15 protein-coding genes are annotated in these 16,991 nt (G+C 70.2%); 9 read left to right on the top strand and 6 right to left on the bottom strand.

Features of this window, described 5'->3' with window-relative positions:
• Positions 1-317: 317 nt before the first annotated feature.
• A complete protein-coding gene (locus JHL17_RS12740; RefSeq protein ID WP_200193593.1) occupies positions 318-1,106 on the top strand; it encodes a DUF1194 domain-containing protein in 789 nt (262 codons plus the stop codon).
• A gap of 19 nt (positions 1,107-1,125) precedes the next feature.
• Here the strand turns inward: JHL17_RS12740 and JHL17_RS12735 are convergent, their stop codons facing one another.
• On the bottom strand, positions 1,126-1,314 hold the full coding sequence (locus JHL17_RS12735) for a hypothetical protein (RefSeq protein ID WP_247893498.1): 189 nt from the start codon (positions 1,312-1,314) through the stop codon (positions 1,126-1,128).
• A 245-nt stretch (positions 1,315-1,559) separates the two neighbouring features.
• Here JHL17_RS12735 and JHL17_RS12730 point away from each other — a divergent pair, with 245 nt between their 5' ends.
• The 3 genes from JHL17_RS12730 (at position 1,560) to eat (ending at position 5,190) form a co-directional block, all read left to right on the top strand.
• Positions 1,560-2,954, top strand: a complete 1,395-nt coding sequence (locus JHL17_RS12730) for an ethanolamine ammonia-lyase subunit EutB (protein WP_200193591.1) — start codon at positions 1,560-1,562, stop codon at positions 2,952-2,954.
• Complete coding sequence (gene eutC / locus JHL17_RS12725) at positions 2,951-3,712, top strand: ethanolamine ammonia-lyase subunit EutC (RefSeq protein ID WP_200193589.1); 762 nt, start codon at positions 2,951-2,953, stop codon at positions 3,710-3,712. Before JHL17_RS12730 ends, eutC begins: the two co-directional genes overlap by 4 nt.
• 65 nt (positions 3,713-3,777) lie before the next feature.
• Positions 3,778-5,190 (top strand): ethanolamine permease, encoded by a 1,413-nt coding sequence (gene eat, locus JHL17_RS12720; RefSeq protein ID WP_200193587.1) that lies wholly within the window; start codon positions 3,778-3,780, stop codon positions 5,188-5,190.
• Positions 5,191-5,279: 89 nt separating this feature from the next.
• On the opposite strand, the gene JHL17_RS12715 is transcribed toward eat, so the two are convergent.
• From JHL17_RS12715 to JHL17_RS12705, 3 genes are all read right to left on the bottom strand, one after another.
• Entirely contained in the window at positions 5,280-6,506 is a 1,227-nt protein-coding gene (locus JHL17_RS12715; protein ID WP_200193585.1) for a polyhydroxyalkanoate depolymerase, read from the bottom strand.
• 252 nt (positions 6,507-6,758) lie between these two features.
• Positions 6,759-7,568, bottom strand: coding sequence for an endonuclease/exonuclease/phosphatase family protein (locus JHL17_RS12710; RefSeq protein ID WP_200193583.1), 810 nt, complete (start codon positions 7,566-7,568; stop codon positions 6,759-6,761).
• Complete coding sequence (locus JHL17_RS12705) at positions 7,565-9,778, bottom strand: VTT domain-containing protein (RefSeq protein ID WP_345773794.1); 2,214 nt, start codon at positions 9,776-9,778, stop codon at positions 7,565-7,567. The genes JHL17_RS12710 and JHL17_RS12705 overlap by 4 nt, the downstream gene beginning before the upstream one ends.
• A gap of 302 nt (positions 9,779-10,080) precedes the next feature.
• On the opposite strand from JHL17_RS12705, the gene JHL17_RS12700 reads away from it, so the two are divergent.
• The 3 genes from JHL17_RS12700 to JHL17_RS12690 are packed head-to-tail and all read left to right on the top strand — an operon-like array spanning position 10,081 to position 13,396.
• Positions 10,081-10,878 (top strand): ABC transporter permease subunit, encoded by a 798-nt coding sequence (locus tag JHL17_RS12700; RefSeq protein WP_247893497.1) that lies wholly within the window; start codon positions 10,081-10,083, stop codon positions 10,876-10,878.
• Between the two features lie 30 nt (positions 10,879-10,908).
• Positions 10,909-11,700: an ABC transporter permease subunit gene (locus tag JHL17_RS12695; RefSeq protein ID WP_200193579.1), complete on the top strand. Its 792-nt coding sequence runs from the start codon at positions 10,909-10,911 to the stop codon at positions 11,698-11,700.
• Positions 11,701-11,713: 13 nt separating this feature from the next.
• Positions 11,714-13,396: an oligopeptide/dipeptide ABC transporter ATP-binding protein gene (locus JHL17_RS12690; protein ID WP_200193577.1), complete on the top strand. Its 1,683-nt coding sequence runs from the start codon at positions 11,714-11,716 to the stop codon at positions 13,394-13,396.
• A gap of 133 nt (positions 13,397-13,529) precedes the next feature.
• Here JHL17_RS12690 and JHL17_RS12685 read toward each other — a convergent pair whose 3' ends face one another.
• Positions 13,530-14,153, bottom strand: a complete 624-nt coding sequence (locus JHL17_RS12685) for a cold-shock protein (protein ID WP_200193575.1) — start codon at positions 14,151-14,153, stop codon at positions 13,530-13,532.
• A gap of 245 nt (positions 14,154-14,398) precedes the next feature.
• Positions 14,399-14,896 carry a YchJ family protein gene (locus JHL17_RS12680; RefSeq protein ID WP_200193574.1) on the bottom strand — a complete coding sequence of 166 codons (498 nt, stop codon included), beginning with the start codon at positions 14,894-14,896 and terminating at the stop codon, positions 14,399-14,401.
• A 206-nt stretch (positions 14,897-15,102) separates the two neighbouring features.
• On the opposite strand from JHL17_RS12680, the gene JHL17_RS12675 reads away from it, so the two are divergent.
• Positions 15,103-15,768: a ribonuclease HII gene (locus JHL17_RS12675; protein WP_200193572.1), complete on the top strand. Its 666-nt coding sequence runs from the start codon at positions 15,103-15,105 to the stop codon at positions 15,766-15,768.
• Positions 15,769-15,857: 89 nt separating this feature from the next.
• On the top strand, positions 15,858-16,940 hold the full coding sequence (locus JHL17_RS12670; protein ID WP_200193570.1) for a site-specific DNA-methyltransferase: 1,083 nt from the start codon (positions 15,858-15,860) through the stop codon (positions 16,938-16,940).
• Positions 16,941-16,991: the final 51 nt, after the last annotated feature.

Here is a 16,991-nt window from a genome sequence, read left to right as displayed (position 1 = left end):
GACGAGGGACCGGGGAGCAAGTCGATGGCTGCTTCGGACGGAGGGTGGGCCGGGCGGCGGGGCAGGGCATCCCTATGGTCTACCCCTTACGGGCTAAGCTATGCAGGCAATCGGGCATTTGTCACGCATTGGCCGCGTCAATCCGGCAAATCCCCAAGCGCCGCCTTGGTGTCTTGAGCGGTGGGGTACCCCGCACTGGCCCTTCGCGTCTGCCGGAATAGCCCGGCGCGCCATGGACAGAAACGCTTCGCGTACCAATCCTCAATCTTTCGTCCGGCGGGTCGGGCCGGACACCGGTGGCGAGAAGGAGGGTGCGTATGCGTGCATACCGTCTCTTGGCCCATCCCTATGCCCATATGCGGGCCAATCTCCTCGCCTGTCTCCTGATCCTCACGCCCTTATGCCTGTCCTTGGCCTCGGTCCCGGCGGCGGCCCAGACGCCGGTGGACCTGGAACTGGTCATGGCGGTGGACGTATCCGGCAGCGTCGACCCGGACGAGGCGAGGCTGCAGCGCAACGGCTATGTCCAGGCACTCTTGAATCCGAAAGTGCAGGCGGCGATCCGCGGCGGCCCCTTTGGCCGGATCAGCGCGACCTATGTGGAATGGGCGGGCGAGAGCCACCAGCACATCGTCGTCGCCTGGACCGAACTGAGCGATCCGGCCAGCGTCGAACGCTTCGCCGCCATGGTGGCGGAGGCGCCGATGATGACGGAGCAATGGACCTCGATCAGCGCCGCCATCGACTACGCCGTCCCGTTGTTCGGCAGCAACGGGTTCGAGGGCACGCGGCGGGTCATCGACATTTCGGGAGACGGCGAGAACAACCGCGGCCGCCCGGTGGAGGAGGCGCGCGACGCCGCGGTCGCCCGCGGCATCACCATCAACGGGCTGCCGATCCTGAACGACCGCCCCAATCCTTGGGGCGGGGCGGCGCCGAACGATCTGGACGGCTATTACCGCGACCATGTCATCGGCGGCCCCGGCGCCTTCCTGGTGCCCGCCCGCGACTTCGACGCCTTCGCCGACGCCATTCTCAGCAAGCTGCTGCTGGAGGTATCGGGCATCCAGCCGGCCGGCCGGGACCGGGACTTCGCGGCCCGCTGAGCGGCCCGGCCGGAGGATCTCAGTTCACCGTCCGGTCGATGGCGCGGCCGGCCTTTTCCGCCGGGCCGGGCGGGTCGATGGCGTCCTTGACGCTCTGGCCGGCCTTGTCGATGGACTCGCCGGCCCGCTCGGCCGGGCCTTCCTTGTGGCAGGCGGCCACGGCGACCAGCGGCAGGACCAGGACGGCGGTGCGCAACAGCGTCAGCATGACGGTCTCCTTCCTTGTGGCGCGCGGCGTCGGGTGACCGGCGGCGCGCTGCAGTGCGATAGGAAACGGCACAGCCGGGCTTCGGGTTCGGCCGCCTAGCCGATTGCTCCGCCGACGGTCACGCTTGGGCTCGGGCGTCGCCATGTCAGCTACTCCCCCTGCCTGCATTTTGTGTTCTACGGTCAACTGCCTAACGCGTCACCCGTGCCACTCTCGTTACCGGATGAGACGGGCGGGAGGCCGGCATGGCTGGTTACCATTGCGATCTGGGGCGGCAACGCCACCGTTTCGACGACCTGAAGGCGGTGATGGCCTGCGCCTCGCCGCGGCGGTCGGGGGACGAGTTGGCGGGGATCGCCGCCGACAGCGACGAGCGACGGGTGGCGGCGCGCATGGTGCTGGCCGACCTGCCGCTGAAGATTTTCCTGGCCGAAGCGCTGGTCCCCTACGAGACCGACGAGGTGACGCGGCTGATCATCGACAGCCATGACGCCGAGGCCTTCTGGCCGGTGGCGCACATGACGGTCGGGCAGTTCCGCGACTGGCTGCTGTCCTACCAGGCCGACACCGCGGCGCTGACCGCGCTCGCCCCCGGCCTGACGCCGGAAATGGCGGCGGCGGTGTCCAAGCTGATGCGCAACCATGATCTGGTCTGCGTCGCCGCCAAATGCTCAGTCGTCACCCGCTTCCGCACCACGGTCGGGCTGCCGGGACGGCTGTCGAGCCGGCTGCAGCCCAACCACCCGACCGACGACCCGACCGGCATTGCCGCCTCGACGCTGGACGGGCTGCTCTACGGCATCGGCGACGCGGTGATCGGCATCAACCCGGCGACCGACAACGTCCCGGCCTGCATCGCGCTGCTGGAGATGCTGGACGCCGTGCGCACGCGCTTCGACATTCCGGTGCAGTCCTGCGTGCTGGCCCATGTCACCACGACCATCCAGGCGATCGAGCGCGGGGCGCCGGTCGACCTCGTCTTCCAGTCGATCGCCGGAACCGAGAAGGCGAATGCCGGCTTCGGCGTCACCCTGCCGCTGCTGGCCGAGGCGCAGGAGGCCGCCAAGGCGCTGAAGCGCGGCACCATCGGCGACAACGTCATGTATTTCGAGACGGGGCAGGGATCGGCCCTGTCGGCCGACGCCCATTTCGGCGTCGACCAGCAGACGGTGGAAACCCGCGCCTATGCCGTCGCCCGTGCCTTCGACCCGCTGCTGGTCAACACGGTGGTCGGCTTCATCGGCCCCGAATACCTCTACGACGCCAAGCAGATCACCCGGGCCGGGCTGGAGGACCATTTCTGCGCCAAGCTGCTGGGCGTGCCGATGGGCTGCGACGCCTGCTACACCAACCACGCCGAGGCCGACCAGGACGACATGGACGTCCTGATGACGATGCTGGCGACTGCGGGCGTCAATTTCCTGATCGCGGTGCCCGGCGCCGACGACGTCATGCTGAACTACCAGAGCCTGTCCTATCACGACGTGCTCGGCCTGCGGCATTTGCTGAAACGCCCGCCGGCGCCCGAGTTCGAGGCTTGGCTGGAGAAGGCCGGCTGGCTCGACGAGCAGCGCCGCCTGCCGCCCTGGCCCGACCAGAGCCTCGTCGTTTCCGCCCTGCTGGGGAGCGCGGCCCGATGAGCGATGCCGATAAGGACCCCTGGGCGCGCTTCCGCACCGCGACCCGCGCCCGCATCGCGCTGGGCCGCAGCGGCGACGCCCTGCCGACCAAGGCGCTGCTGGAGTTCCAGCTGGCCCATGCCCGTGCCCGCGACGCGGTGCACAGCGCGGTCGACTTCGACCGGTTGGCCAGCGACCTGTCGCCGCTGGAGACCTTGCGCGTCCACAGCGCCGCCCCCGACCGCCCGACCTATCTGCGGCGCCCCGATCTCGGCCGCCGGCTCGATCCGGCCAGCGCCGCCGCCTTGCCGTCCGGGGAGTGGGACCTGCTGTTCGTGATCGCCGACGGGCTGTCGGCCGCCGCGGTGCAGGTCAATGCCGCCCCGCTGGTCCAGGCCTGCGTGGCGCGGCTGCGGCACCTGCGCATCGGGCCGGTGGTGCTGGCCGGCCAGGCCCGCGTCGCGCTCGGCGACGAGGTGGCGTCGGCCATGGGCGCCCGGCTGGTGGCGCTGCTGGTGGGCGAGCGGCCCGGCCTGTCGGCCGCGGAATCGCTGGGCGCCTATCTGACCTGGGACCCGAAGCCCGGCCGCGCCGATTCCGAACGCAACTGCATCTCCAACATCCATTCCGACGGCCTGTCGATCCAGACGGCCGCCGAGAAGCTGTGCTGGCTCGCCACCGAGGCGGCACGGCTGAAGCTGACGGGGGTCGCCCTGAAGGAGGACGCCCCGTCCCTGGCCGGTCCGGACAACCAGAAAAACCAACTGGCCGGCCAGTGAAGCCGAGAGGCTTGAGAAAGCGCCGCCATCGATATCAACGCCTTTGAACAGGGGCAGGAGGCAACATGTCTGGGAACACGAAACCCGAATTGAGCAAGAGCCTGAGCGGGCTCCATCTGTGGGGGATCGCCGTCGGGCTGGTGATCTCCGGCGAATATTTCGGCTGGAGCTACGGCTGGGCGGCGGCGGGAACGCTGGGCTTCCTCGTCACCACGATCCTGATCGCCGCGATGTACACCACCTTCATCTTCAGCTTCACCGAACTGACCACCGCCATTCCCCATGCCGGCGGTCCCTTCGCCTACAGCTTCCGCGCCTTCGGGCCGACCGGCGGCTTCGTCGCCGGCTTCGCCACGCTGATCGAGTTCGTCTTCGCGCCGCCGGCCATCGCGCTCGCCATCGGCGCCTATCTCAACGTGCAGTTTCCGGGGCTCGACCCGAAGACGGCCGCGGTCGGCGCCTATGTCATCTTCATGGGGCTGAACATCGCCGGCGTGTCGATCGCCGCCACCTTCGAGCTGCTCGTCACGCTGCTGGCGATCTTCGAGCTTCTGGTGTTCATGGGGGTGGTGTACCCCGGTTTCTCCTGGGCCAACTTCACCGCCAACGGCTGGGCCGGGCAGAGCAGCTTCAGCATCGGCACGCTGGGCGGTATCTTCGCCGCGATCCCCTTCGCCATCTGGTTCTTCCTGGCGATCGAAGGGGCCGCCATGGCGGCGGAAGAGGCCAAGGATCCCAAGCGCACCGTGCCGCGCGCCTATATCGGCGGCATCGTGACGCTGGTGGTGCTGGCCTTCGGCACCATGATCTTCGCCGGCGGCGTCGGCGACTGGAACGCGCTGTCGAACATCAACGATCCGCTGCCGCAGGCGATGAAGGCGGTGGTCGGCGAATCGAGCGGCTGGCTGCACATGATGGTGTGGATCGGCCTGTTCGGCCTGATCGCCTCCTTCCACGGCATCATCATGGGCTATTCGCGGCAGATCTTCGCGCTGTCCCGCGCCGGCTTCCTGCCGCCGGCGCTCGCCCGCCTGCATCCGACGCGCAAGACACCGCATTGGGCGATCCTGGCCGGCGGCGTGATCGGCATCGCCGCCATCTATTCCGACGAACTGATCAAGATCGGCGGCCAGCCGCTGACCGCCAACATCGTCACCATGTCGGTCTTCGGCGCCATCGTCATGTACATCATGAGCATGGCGGCGCTGTTCCGCCTGCGCGCCACCGAACCGGCGCTGGAGCGCCCCTACCGCGCCCCCTTCTACCCGGTGTTCCCGGCGATCTCGCTGGTGCTGGCGGTGCTGGCCCTGGTGACCATGGTCTACTACAACACGCTGGTGTTCGGGCTGTTCGTGGCGCTGTTCGCGCTGGGCTACCTGTTCCACCTGGCCACCGCCGGCATGCGGGTGAAGGCCGGCGGCGCGTCCGGGCTGGCGCACATGGATGCGTTCACCGAGGCGCGGACGATGGTGGATTGAGCGTTCAGCGAGAGAAGTTGGACCCCCACCTAACCTCCCCCGCTCAGCGGGGGAGGATTAAAGTGGGGGGCTAACTCCGCCCGGAAGCCTCATTCTCCGTCGTGGCTTTGGATGAAGCTGCGGATTTCCGGCAGGATGCTTTCGCGCCAGCGGCGGCCGTTGAAGATGCCGTAATGGCCGACGCCCTTCTGGAAATGCGTCTTGCGCATGTCGTCGGGCAGCGACGAGCACAGGCGCTGCGCCGCGATGGTCTGGCCGGGGGCCGAGATGTCGTCCAGCTCGCCTTCCACCGTCATCACCGCGGTCTTGGTGACCGCCGCCGGCTCCACCCTGCGGCCGCGCGACATCATGGTGCCGTTGGGCAGGGCGTGCTTCTGGAACACCGTCTCGATGGTCTGCAGGTAGAATTCCGCCGACAAATCCATCACCGACAGGTATTCGTCATAGAAGCGGCGGTGCTGCTCGGCCGAATCGCCGTCCCCGCGGACGAGGTGGCGGAACAGCCCGACATGCTCGTTGATGTGGCGGTCGAGATTCATCGACATGAAGCCCGACAGCTGGATGAAGCCGGGATAGACTTGGCGGAAGGCGCCCGGGTAATAGACCGGGACCGTGGTGATCACGCTGCGTTCGAACCACTTCAGCGGATGTTCCATCGCCAGCTTGACCGGCGTCGTCGGGTTGGCCATCGGATCGATCGGGCCGCCCATCAGGGTCATGCTGCGCGCCTGCACCGGCTCGTCGGCCGCCGCCATCAGCGACACCGCCGCCATCACCGGCACCGCCGGCTGGCACACCGCGATGACGTGGGTGTTCGGGCCCAGGAAGCGGATCAGCTCCGATACCGTGTCGATGTAGTCGTCCAGGTCGAAGCGCCCGGCCGACAGCGGCACCAGCCGGATGTCGATCCAGTCCGTGACGTACACGTCGTGGTCGCGCATCAGCGCCTCGACCGTGCCGCGCAGCAGCGTGGCGTGGTGGCCAGACATCGGCGCGACCAGCAGCACCTTCGGCTGGCGCGGCGTTCCCTCCGGCTTGGCGAAGTTCAACAGCTTGCAGAAGGGCGACTGCCAGACGAAGCGTTCGGTGACCGGTACGGTCCGCCCATCGACCACCGTCTCCGCCAGCCCGAAGGCGGGCTTGCCGAAGCGGCGGGTCGTCCGTTCCATCAGCTCGGCCCCGGCGGCGACCGCCCGGCCCAGCTTGGTGTAGGACAACGGCATCAGCGGGTTCTGGAAGGTCTGCTGGGCGGCTTCGGCCCAGAAACGCATCGGGCCCATGGCGGCGTGTTGCATGTCGTACAGGTGATACAGCAAATCAGATCCTCACGTCACGGCTGCCCCCGATGGGCCAGGGTCGGTTATTCCTTCGACCAGATATTGATCGTATTACCAACCATATCCTTCGTCGGGGATCGCGTATAGGTCAAGAGCATCTTCGCATTTGCAAAGCTCTGTTGTTGAAAGAACATTGCAGCGCACAAAAAAATATCAACCGCAACAATCCCGCTATGACCTCGGCGCGTGACTCCGTTGGTCATACTGACGTTCAGAAGCCTCCATCGACGATCAGGGGACGGCCAGGACCGCGCGCACCGGCAGATGGTCCGATGCCCGACGGGTCAGGATGCTGCGCACCACCTCGAAAGCGGGGATCTGCAGCCCCCCCGTCACATAGATGCGGTCCAGCCGCAGCGTCGGCATGCGGGCGTGGAAGCTGCGCGGGTTGGCGACGTCGGCGAAGGAGGAGGCGAGCTGGCGCAGCCGCGGGGAACTGGGCGTCCATTCGTTGAGGTCGCCCATGAACAGGGTGGGCAGCTCCGGCTGGCTTTCCACCCGCGACACGATGTCGCCGACCTGCTTGGCCCGCTCCCAGGGATCGAGGCCGAGATGGGCGACGATCACCCGCACCGGGCGGCCCTGCACCTCGACCACCGCGTCGATGGCGCCGCGCGGCTCGCGCTTGCCGACGGACAGGTCCATCGTCTCCATCGACCGCACCGGCAGGCGGGTCAGCAGGCAATTGCCGTAATGGGCGCGCTCGCTGTGCTTGGTCGGGCCGGCATAGGCGGTCAAGCCGGTATGCCGCTCCAGGAAGGCGAATTGGTCCATTCCCGATTCGCCGCGGTGGTGCCAGCCGACCTCCTGCAGGCCGATCAGGTCGACGTCCAGGTCGCGGATCACCTGGGCGATGCGGTCCGGCGCGAAGCGGGCGTCCAGCCCGACGCAGCTGTGGACGTTCCAGGTGGCGACGCTGAGCGCCGCCATGCCGTCGGGAACGGGGAAACTGCGGCGGTCGGCAGGGCGGGGACGGCGGGCACGGGCTGCGCGCAACGCGGCGGCGATGCGCTGGACACGGTCGCGGCTGAAACGGATCACGGTTCCACTATCCTTTCGTCTGGCCTTCCATCCGGCCTGTCGTCCTGCCGGCCCCGGCTTCCGGCCTCGGTCCCTCGGCCCGGGCGGCCGAGAAGCCGGCTGGTCAGCCAGCCGAGCCCGATCGCCACCGCCGCCATCCCCATCAGCAGCGCGATGTCGCCGGCCCCGGGGTTGCTGATGGTGCGCTCAAGCTGGTGCCCGAGCAGATTGAAGGCAAGGATGCCGGGCGCAAGACCGACCATGGTGCCGATCACGTAATCGCCGAAGCGCAGCTTTGACGCGCCGGCGACGAGATTCACCACCGTATAGGGCGCCAGCGGCACGGCGCGGATGCCGGCCACCGCGGCGATGCCGCTGTCGGCCAGCTTTTCGTTGAGGCGGGCGATCAGCGGCCCGCCATGGCGGTCCAGCAGGTCACGCCCGGCGAGCCGCCCGGTCCAGAACATCGCCGCCGCCGAGGCGACCGCCCCCGCCATGGCGGTGGGGAAGCCCCACCACGGCCCCATGACGATGGCGGTGGCGGCGATCAGCACGGTCAGTGGGAACATGACGTAGCCGCCGGCGACATAGGCCAGCATCAGCCACAGCGGCGCCAGCGGGCTGTCGCCCAGGCCGTGGAAGGCCGACAGCACGGAGTCCAGCGTCGCCCATTCCCTGAGCGCGGTGTAGCGCCACATGCCCCAAAGCCCGAGCAGCGCCAGGATGCCGGCCAGCGTCAGCCAGTGGCGGGTGCGCGGGATGCGGGACGGCAGCACCCGGCGCACGATCTCCACCGCGCCGACCGGATGCTCGGGGTCGAAGACGCGGGCATCGGCGACGGCGGCGGCCAGCCCGTCCGGTTCGGGATCGTGCAGCGGTTCCAGCGTGCGGCCGACCGTCTTGCGCAGCGACTCGATGGCGGCGGCGAGCGAGCCCAGCCGCCGGTGCGCCGCAGCGACCTCCTCCGCCGTGGAGCCCAGATGCTCGGCGATCAGGTCGTTGCGGGTGTGCAGGATCGCCCGGCGGGTCTCCGCATGCTCCGGCCCCGGCCCGGCCTCTAGCGCCAGGTCGCATTCGGTGTCGAGCCCCATGGAGCGGTTGTTCAGGTTGGCCGAGCCGATGCGCAGCAGCCGGTCGTCGACCACCATCACCTTGGCATGGACGGTGATGCAGGCGCCGCCGTCGGTCAGGGCGGCGAACAGGCGGAAGCGGCCGTGCCGGTCGGCCTCGCGCAGCTCGCGGGTCAGCCGGGCGCGGGCGCCGAGCATGACGGTGTTCTCCAGCCAGCTGGTGGTGCGCACCGGGTTGACGACGATCACCTCCGGCCCGTCCTCCTCCGCCAGCCGGACCTTCAGCGCCTCGGCCACCGCGGTGGAGGCGAAATACTGGCTTTCCAGATAGATGACGTCGCGCGCCGCGGCGATCGCCTCCAGATGGAGCGCCTCGACCTCGCGCACCTCCTCGCGGCCGTTGCAGGCCGGATCGGTACGGGCGATGCCGACGCGGACGTCACGCAGCATCGGCTCGAAGCCGGGCGGCCAGGGATCGGCGGCCAGGGGATGGCGCCGGGCCGGGCGGCCGGGCCGCGGGGCGGGGGGCGTCAGCCTTTCGCCGGTCGCCCGCGCCCAGCGGTCGCGGAACATCTCGCCCAGCGCGCGGGCGGCGTCGCCGTCCACCGCCATCATGACGTCGTGGAACGGCTCGTAGGGCTTGCCGTCGGGCTGGCGCCGCCGCGGGTCATGGGCATGGTGGGCGCGGGTGTCCCAGCGGTTGGCGGTGACGTCCAGCCCGCCGCAGAAGGCGAGGCGGTCGTCGATCACCAGCAGCTTCTGGTGATGGCAGGCGCCGGTCGGATGGTCGCCGTCCAGCCGGTACTGCAGGCGCCGGTGGGTCAGCCAGTTGCGCAGCATGAAGGGATGCGACCAGCGGGCGAGGTCGAACAGCTCGGCATAATCCCACTTCAGCACATGGATGTGCAGGTCGGGCCGCGTCGTCGCCAGCCAGTTTAGCAGCGTGCCGAGCCGGTCGGGCCGGCGCGGGCGGCGGGTCTGCGGCATCAGGCGGATGCGGGCGTCGAAATCCCAGGCGGTCATGTAGATGCTGCGACGGGCGCGCCGCATGGCCGCCTTGGCCAGCGCGAAATAATCCTCCGCGTCGACGATGACGCCCAGCCTTGTGGTGTCCTCCACCCGCCAGCAGGTCCGACCCGGCTCCAGGATCGGCCGCAGCACGCCCGCGGCTCCTGTCGCGGAACCGGCGTTCTCAGGCAACGGTCCGGCAGGCGGGAATGGCTGGGGCGAATGGGCGTACATGGCGTCCGATCGGGTGCGTGTCCTGGGTCATAACATGTGGGAAGGCCATTCCTTCCTCACCCTTCGCCATTTGGTGAGGGAGGATGGGAATTGCAGCCATCCAGGCCACGCTGCCGGTTGAAAAATCGGGGGTCGGGAAATCGAGGCCGGCCGGGAAAACCCGGACGCTAATTCTGTTGCCCGGCGGGGGTGGGGGCGCTTACGGTCGCATGTCGCACCATATGACGCATTTCCCTTCCGATCCGTTCGCCAAGATGCCGCGCCCCGTGATCCGCCGCCTGATCGATGCCGTGCCGACCGCCGTCCTGCCGATGGCGGCGGGGATCGGGCTGTCCGCCCTGGTGGCGCCGCAGCCGGATGCCGCCATGTCCCTGCTGCGCGGGCTGGCGGTGACGCTGCTGCTGACGCTGCCGTCGCTGGCGGTCGGCACGGCGCTCGGCACCCTGGCGGGGTCGTGGGCGGCGGTGGCGCCGCGCTCGGCCGGCGGACTGGCCGGACGGCTGCTGGCCGGGGCCGGGGCGCTGCTGCCGGGCTTCCTGCTGGCGGCGCTCGCAGCCCTGGCAGTGCGGGTGGGAGCGTCCGCGGCCCCGCTGGGCTGGACCGCGCTGTCCGTTCCCGCCGCCTGCCAGGCCGCCCGCTTGGCGTTGCCGGCGATGGAGCGGGCGCTGGGTTCCGGGCCGGAGGGCGGCGCGGTGCGCATGGCCCGCGGGCTGGGATTGGACGAGCGTACCGTGCTGCGCCACCACGCCCTGCCGCAGGCGGTGGCCCCGGTGATGGGAGGCTTGCGCGCCGCGGTGCTGGCCGCAATGGTCGGGTCGGTGGCGCTGGAAAGCCTGCTGGACCTGCCGGGGGCGGGGGCGCTGATGATCGATGCCGCCCGTGTCGGTTCGGCCGCGGGGGCGGTGCCGGCCCTGGTGGCGCTGGGCGGGCTGACCGCCCTGCTGAACGCGCTGGGCCTCGGGGTGCGCGACTGGATCGACCCGGCCAACCACAGCTCCACGCCCTATCAGGGGGCGTGACCCACGAAGGCGCCCGATCGAAGGACCCGTATGGCCGAGTTCGACCAACCGCCGCTTTCCCAGCCGGAGCCGCAACCCACCGGCTTCGCCCGTGGCCTTTCGGGTGCCGCCGTGCTCGCCGCCCTGGCGCTCGCCGCCGCCGCCGCGCCGCTGATGGCCGACGGCAGTGCCTTGCACCGGCTCGACGCCGATCCGGTCGCCGCCGCGCTGCTCGACGGGCGGGGCAGCCTGTCCTTCGCACTGCTGGCCGCGGTGCTGGGCGGAGCCCTGGGCATCGGCTGGGCGCTGCTGGCCGGGCTGGCCGGCACGCTGGTCGGCAAAGGGGCGGAGCGGCGCATCGTCATCGCCGCCCAGCGGATGGCCGGTTGGCCGCTGGCCCTGCTGGTTCCGCTGGCAGGGGGGCTGCTGGGGCAGGTCTGGTTGCTGGCGCTGGTCACCGCGCTGACCGCCGCTCCCGCCGTCGCGGCCCTCGCCCATGCCGAGCTGTCGGTCCTGATGCGGGCGGAGTTCCTGACCGCAGCCCGTGCCGCCGCCCTGCCCGAGCGGGAGGTCCTGCGCCGGCACCTGATCCCCAACCTAATGCGGCCGCTGCTGGCCGCCGGAACGCTGGCCCTGCCGCGCGTGCTGGCGGCGGAGAGTTTCGCCAGCCTGCTCGGCCTCGGCCTGCCGCCGACGCTGGGCAGCTGGGGCGCTTCGGTCGGGCTGGCGGCGCGGCTGGGCGACCCGGTGGCTTTCGCCCCGCCGGCCCTGCTGCTGGCACTTGCCCTCTGGGCCGCCTGCGCCATCGCCGACGGCGTGGCGGCCGGCGTCCGCAAGCCATGAATTGCCGCAAGCCATGAACCATATCGCCGCCAAACCCGCTCCGGTGGAAACCGAGGCGCTGACCCTGATGCTGGGCGACCGCGTCCTGCTCGACCGTGCCAGCCTGCGGGTGGAGCGCGGCCAGGTGCTCGCGGTCACCGGCGGGGCCGGCAGTGGCAAGACCGCCTTGCTCGGCGCGCTCGCCGGCCGGCCGCCGGCCGGTGTCGACGTGGCGGGCGGCGTCCGCATCGACGGGCATCTGCTGATCGCCCAGGGCGGCCGGCTGGCGCCGCGCCGGCCGCTGGCCCTGCAGGTGGCGGAAGTGGTCGGCCATCATCTGGGACTGGACCTGCGGGGGGCGCTGCGCCGCATGGCCGACGGGCTGGACCGCATGGGCGTCCCGCCGGCCGCCCGCCGCTTCGACCTGCCTCCGGAACAGCTTCCGGACTCCCTGCGCTGGGCTTGCCTGTTCGCCATGGCGGCGGCGGTCGGGCCGGCGGTGCTGCTGGTCGACGCGCCGGCCGCCGGGTTGGACCCGACGGTGCGGTTGCGGCTTCTCCATCGGCTGGCGGATTGGGCGCGGGCCGACGGGGTGGCCCTGATCCTTGCCGGCCGGCCGGAAGACGGGGTGGCCGGACCGGCCGACCACGTGCTGGCGCTGCGCCGTGGCCGTCTGCTGCCGCCCATCCCGCTGCGCGCCGGCCCGCTGGAGCCGCTGGAGCCGCCGGGCACCGCCCGCCTGCACGCCCGCGGCGTCGGCATGTCCTATCCGCTGGCCCCCGGGCCGCGGGGGGAGGCGCGGTCGCTGGCCGTGCTGCATGGCATCGACCTCGACCTGCGGACGGGCGAGACGCTGGTCCTGCTGGGCGAGACCGGCAGCGCCAAGGCGACGCTCGCCCGGTCTCTGCTCTGTCTGCCGCCGCCGACGGCAGGGACGGTGGTGTGGATGGGCCGCGACCTGATGGCCGCCGCCACGCCGCCGGCCGCCGGGGAGGAGCCGAACCATGGCGGCCTGCGGCGCGCCCGGCGCGACCTGCAGCCGCTGTTCCCCGACCCGGCCGCCTCCTTCGACCCCGCCATGACCGTTGGGACCCAGCTCGCGCTGGTGCTGGAAAACCTGCGTCCGGACATTGCCGCCGACCGCCGCGACCACCGCATCGACGAGGCGCTGGAGGAGGCCGGCCTGCGTCCGGAGGCGGCCCTTCGCTGGCCCGCGGCGCTCACCGCCGCGGAAGCCGCCCATGCCGGACTTGCCCGCGCCATCCTGTCGGAGCCGCGCGTCCTGGTCGCCGACGAACCCGCCGCCGGCCTGTCGGCGGAGGAGCGCGAGCGCTTCCTCGACACGCTGATGGCGGTGCGCGACCGCCGCCGCCTGTCGCTGATCCTGGCGACCGAACGCTATGGCGAGGGGTTGCGCGACGCCCATCGCGGCATCGTGATGCTGGCCGGCCGGGTGGTGGAGAGCGCGGACGCCGGGACGTTGCGGACCGCGCCGCTGCATCCCTACAGCCGCGCCATGCTGGCCGCGTCGCTCGGCGGGCGCCCGGCGCTGGAAGGCGATGCGCCGTCGGCCTTCGGCCAGCCGGCCGGCTGCCCGCTACGCCGCCGCTGCCCCTTGGCCCGGGAGTTCTGCGCCCAGGCGGTTCCGGAACTGGAGGAGGTGGCATCCGGCCACCACGTGGCCTGCCATTACTGGGACACGCCGGCGGAGGAGTGACCCGTCCGGCGGCCGATGACCGGCGACTGTCCGGAATCGGCGGACCCCGTCGGGAGCACCGGGCTCCAGCCATGAAAAAGCCCCCGCTCCGGTGGAGCGGGGGCTTTTTCACATCACGACGACCGATGAGAGATCAGGCCATCTCGACGCGCTGCGCCTCGGGACCCTTGGCGCCCTGGCGGATGGTGACGCGGACCTGCGCGCCATCGTCCAGGCCGTTGATGCCCGACCGCTCCAGCGCACGGATGTGCACGAAGATGTCCTTGCCGCCGGTGGACGGGGCGATGAAGCCGAAGCCCTTCGACACGTTGAACCACTTCACCGTGCCGTCGACGGTCTCGCCGTCGCCTTCCGAATCGCCGTAGCCACCGCCGCCGGCGCTGTAACCGCCGCGGCTGTTGCCGCCGCCGTAACCGCCGCCGCCGTAGCCGCCGTCGTTGCCCCAGCCGTCACGCTCGCGCGGGGCGCGCGACGGGCGGCTCGGAGCGGCGGTCGAGGTGTCGACCGCATGGATGGTGGCGACCTGCGGGCCCTTCGGGCCGCGCGACAGGTCGCAGGTGATGGTGGCGCCTTCGGGCAGGCTGTCGTGTCCGCAGAACTGCAGAACCGTGGAGTGCAGGAAAGCGTCGGGCGAACCATCGTCGGGGGTGACGAAGCCGAAGCCCTTGGTGGCGTTGAACCACTTGACGGTAGCGCGGATGTCGCGCTGGGTGATTTCAGGAGCGCGGAAGGAAGAGCGCTGCGGACGGTCGAACATCAGTATCGTCTCATCTGTCGTGTTAAACCCCGCCCCGGCAAGAACCAAAGTAGGGAGACCCGGAACAGGGCGAGCGAAGGATGATCGGTTCCGCCTCATAATTCAATCACGATCGCGCGATTTCTCCACACGCGCACAATAAAAGCGCCGCCGCCGCCTGTCGGGCAGGCGGGGCGGGGCGATTTCGCCGTATTTGTGCAGATGCAGCGCGAGCGGCGCGGCTCACGCGTCCCGACCCGTGCCGGTCAGGCGCCGTGGCACTTCTTGTATTTCTTGCCGCTGCCGCAGGGGCAGGGATCGTTGCGGCCCACCTTGGGGCCGCTGCGCGGACGGGCGCCCAGCTGTCCGTCCACATAGAACCAGCGGCCGTCCTGATGGGTGAAGCGGCTGGTCTCGTGGTGGGTCATCGGCTTGCCGTTCATGCTGAAGCGGGCGACGAACTCCACGATCCCTTCGCTGTCACCGGGCTGGCCGGCTTCGGTCGAGCGGATCTCGACACCGGTCCATACGCTGTTCTTGGCCCAGGTCTCGATCTCTTCCCGGTTGAAGTCGTCGCGGGTGCTGGGCAGCAGCGTGTCGTGCAGATAGTCGATGTTGCCGGTGGCGAAGGCCGAATAGCGCGACCGCATCAGCGCTTCGGCCGTCGGGGTGGGCATGCCGGCCAGATAGGGACCGCAGCAGGCGTCCAGCGGCTTGCCGGAACGGCAGGGGCATTCGGCGGCGGTCTGGGTCGTGTCGGTCATGGCCTGCTCTCGGGTGATGCGTGGTCCGGCGTCGCAATCCGCCGTCCCGAACGGGCGGGCCGGCTTGCGGGGCGCATCCATAGCGCAGCCGTACGCCGCTTCTCAAGAGCTTGGTTGGGGAACCGGTCGCAAACGGCCCGGCCTTGCGCCGGCATTCCGCCACCGCTATCAAGCCGCCCCGTCCCAACCCTCCCGGAAGGCCGAGCATGCCTGCCAAAGCGCCCCGCAAAGCCGCCACCCCGAGGACGCGGCCCGACCTGTCCCTGGAGTCGGGCTTCGGCCCCGGCCGCCGCGTCTGCGGCATCGACGAGGTCGGGCGCGGTCCGCTCTGCGGTCCGGTGGTCGCCGCCGCCGTGGTCCTGCCGCCCGGCGGGCTGCCGCCGGAGATCGCGGCGCAGATCGACGACAGCAAGGCGGTCACCCGCCGCCTGCGCGAGGAGATCGAGCCGGCCATCCGCGCCCATGCGCTTGCCTTCGCCATCGCCGAGGCGTCGGCCGCGGAGATCGACGACCTGAACATCCACAGGGCGACGCTGCTGGCGATGAAACGGGCCTTCCACGCCCTGCCGGGCACGCCGCCCGACGCGGCGCTGGTGGACGGCCGCTTCACCCCGGACCTGGGCTGCGAGGCGGTGGCGGTGGTCAAGGGCGACAGCCGCAGCCAGTCCATCGCCGCTGCCTCTATTCTCGCCAAAGTGGCGCGTGACAGCGAGATGTTGCGGTTGTCGGTCCAGTATCCACACTATGGATGGGACCGAAACGCCGGCTATCCGACGCCTGAACATCTGGAGGCGCTGATCCACCATGGTGTTACGCCGCATCACCGAGTCAGTTTTGCACCAGTGAAACGTCGAATGGCACAGGGCGGCTGAGCCGTCGTCACTTGGCAAAGAAAGCTGTTGACGGCGACTCGGCCGCGACTCATTGTCCGGCCGAGTCCCAGTTCTTTGCCGGTCGTGAAATGCTCCCTGAAAACCGTATCCTGGTCGGCGATTGCATCGCTCTCATGAACGATCTGCCGCCCGCGTCGGTCGATCTCGTCTTCGCCGATCCGCCCTACAACTTGCAGTTGGGAGGCGAGCTGCTGCGGCCGAACCACACCCGGGTCGCCGGGGTGGATGACGAGTGGGACAAGTTCGACGATTTCGAGGCCTACGACCGCTTCACCCGCGACTGGATGGCGGCCGCCCGCCGCATCCTGAAGCCGGAAGGCTCGCTGTGGGTGATCGGCAGCTATCACAACATCTTCCGCGTCGGCGCCACGCTGCAGAATCTGGGCTTCTGGATCCTGAACGACATCGTCTGGCGCAAGACCAACCCGATGCCGAACTTCCGCGGCACCCGCTTCGCCAACGCCCACGAGACGATGATCTGGGCGGCCCGCGACAAGGACGCGCGCTACCGCTTCAATTACGAGGCGATGAAGAACCTCAACGAGGATCTTCAGATGCGCAGCGACTGGCTGCTGCCGATCTGCAGCGGCGGCGAGCGCCTGCGCGACGAGGACGGCAAGAAGACCCACCCGACGCAGAAGCCGGAATCGCTGTTGTACCGGGTGATCCTGTCCTCGTCCCGCCCCGGCGACGTGGTCCTCGATCCCTTCTTCGGCACCGGCACCACCGGTGCGGTCGCCAAGCGATTGGGGCGCAAATGGATCGGGCTGGAGCGCGATGACACCTACGTCAAGGCGGCCCAGGCCCGCATCGATGCGGTGGAGGAGGCGCCGGAGGCGGCGGTCCTCGACACCCCGCCCAAGCGCAGCGCGCCGCGCATTCCCTTCGGCTGGGTGGTGGAACGCGGCCTGCTGCGCCCGGGATCGACCCTGTTCGACCATCGCCGCCGCGTCGCCGCCCGCGTGCGCGCCGACGGCACGCTGATCGGATCCGGCCCGCGCGGCGACCATCGCGGCTCGATCCACCAGGTCGGGGCGGCGATGGCCGGGCTGCCGGCCTGCAACGGCTGGACCTTCTGGCATTACGAGGAGGGCGAGGATCTGCGCCCGATCGACGTGCTGCGCGAGCGCATCCGCTCGGAGATGCACTGAGTCCGCCCCAGACCTGTCCGTCCGGTATGGTCTCGGCGAGGGACGGCGGCT

The sequence above is a fragment of the Azospirillum endophyticum genome, from assembly GCF_016595245.1.
GTDB classification, from domain to species: Bacteria; Pseudomonadota; Alphaproteobacteria; order Azospirillales; family Azospirillaceae; genus Azospirillum; species Azospirillum endophyticum.
The sequence above is the reverse complement of the archived record's forward strand: the minus strand, read 5'-3'. Positions and strand labels throughout refer to the sequence as shown.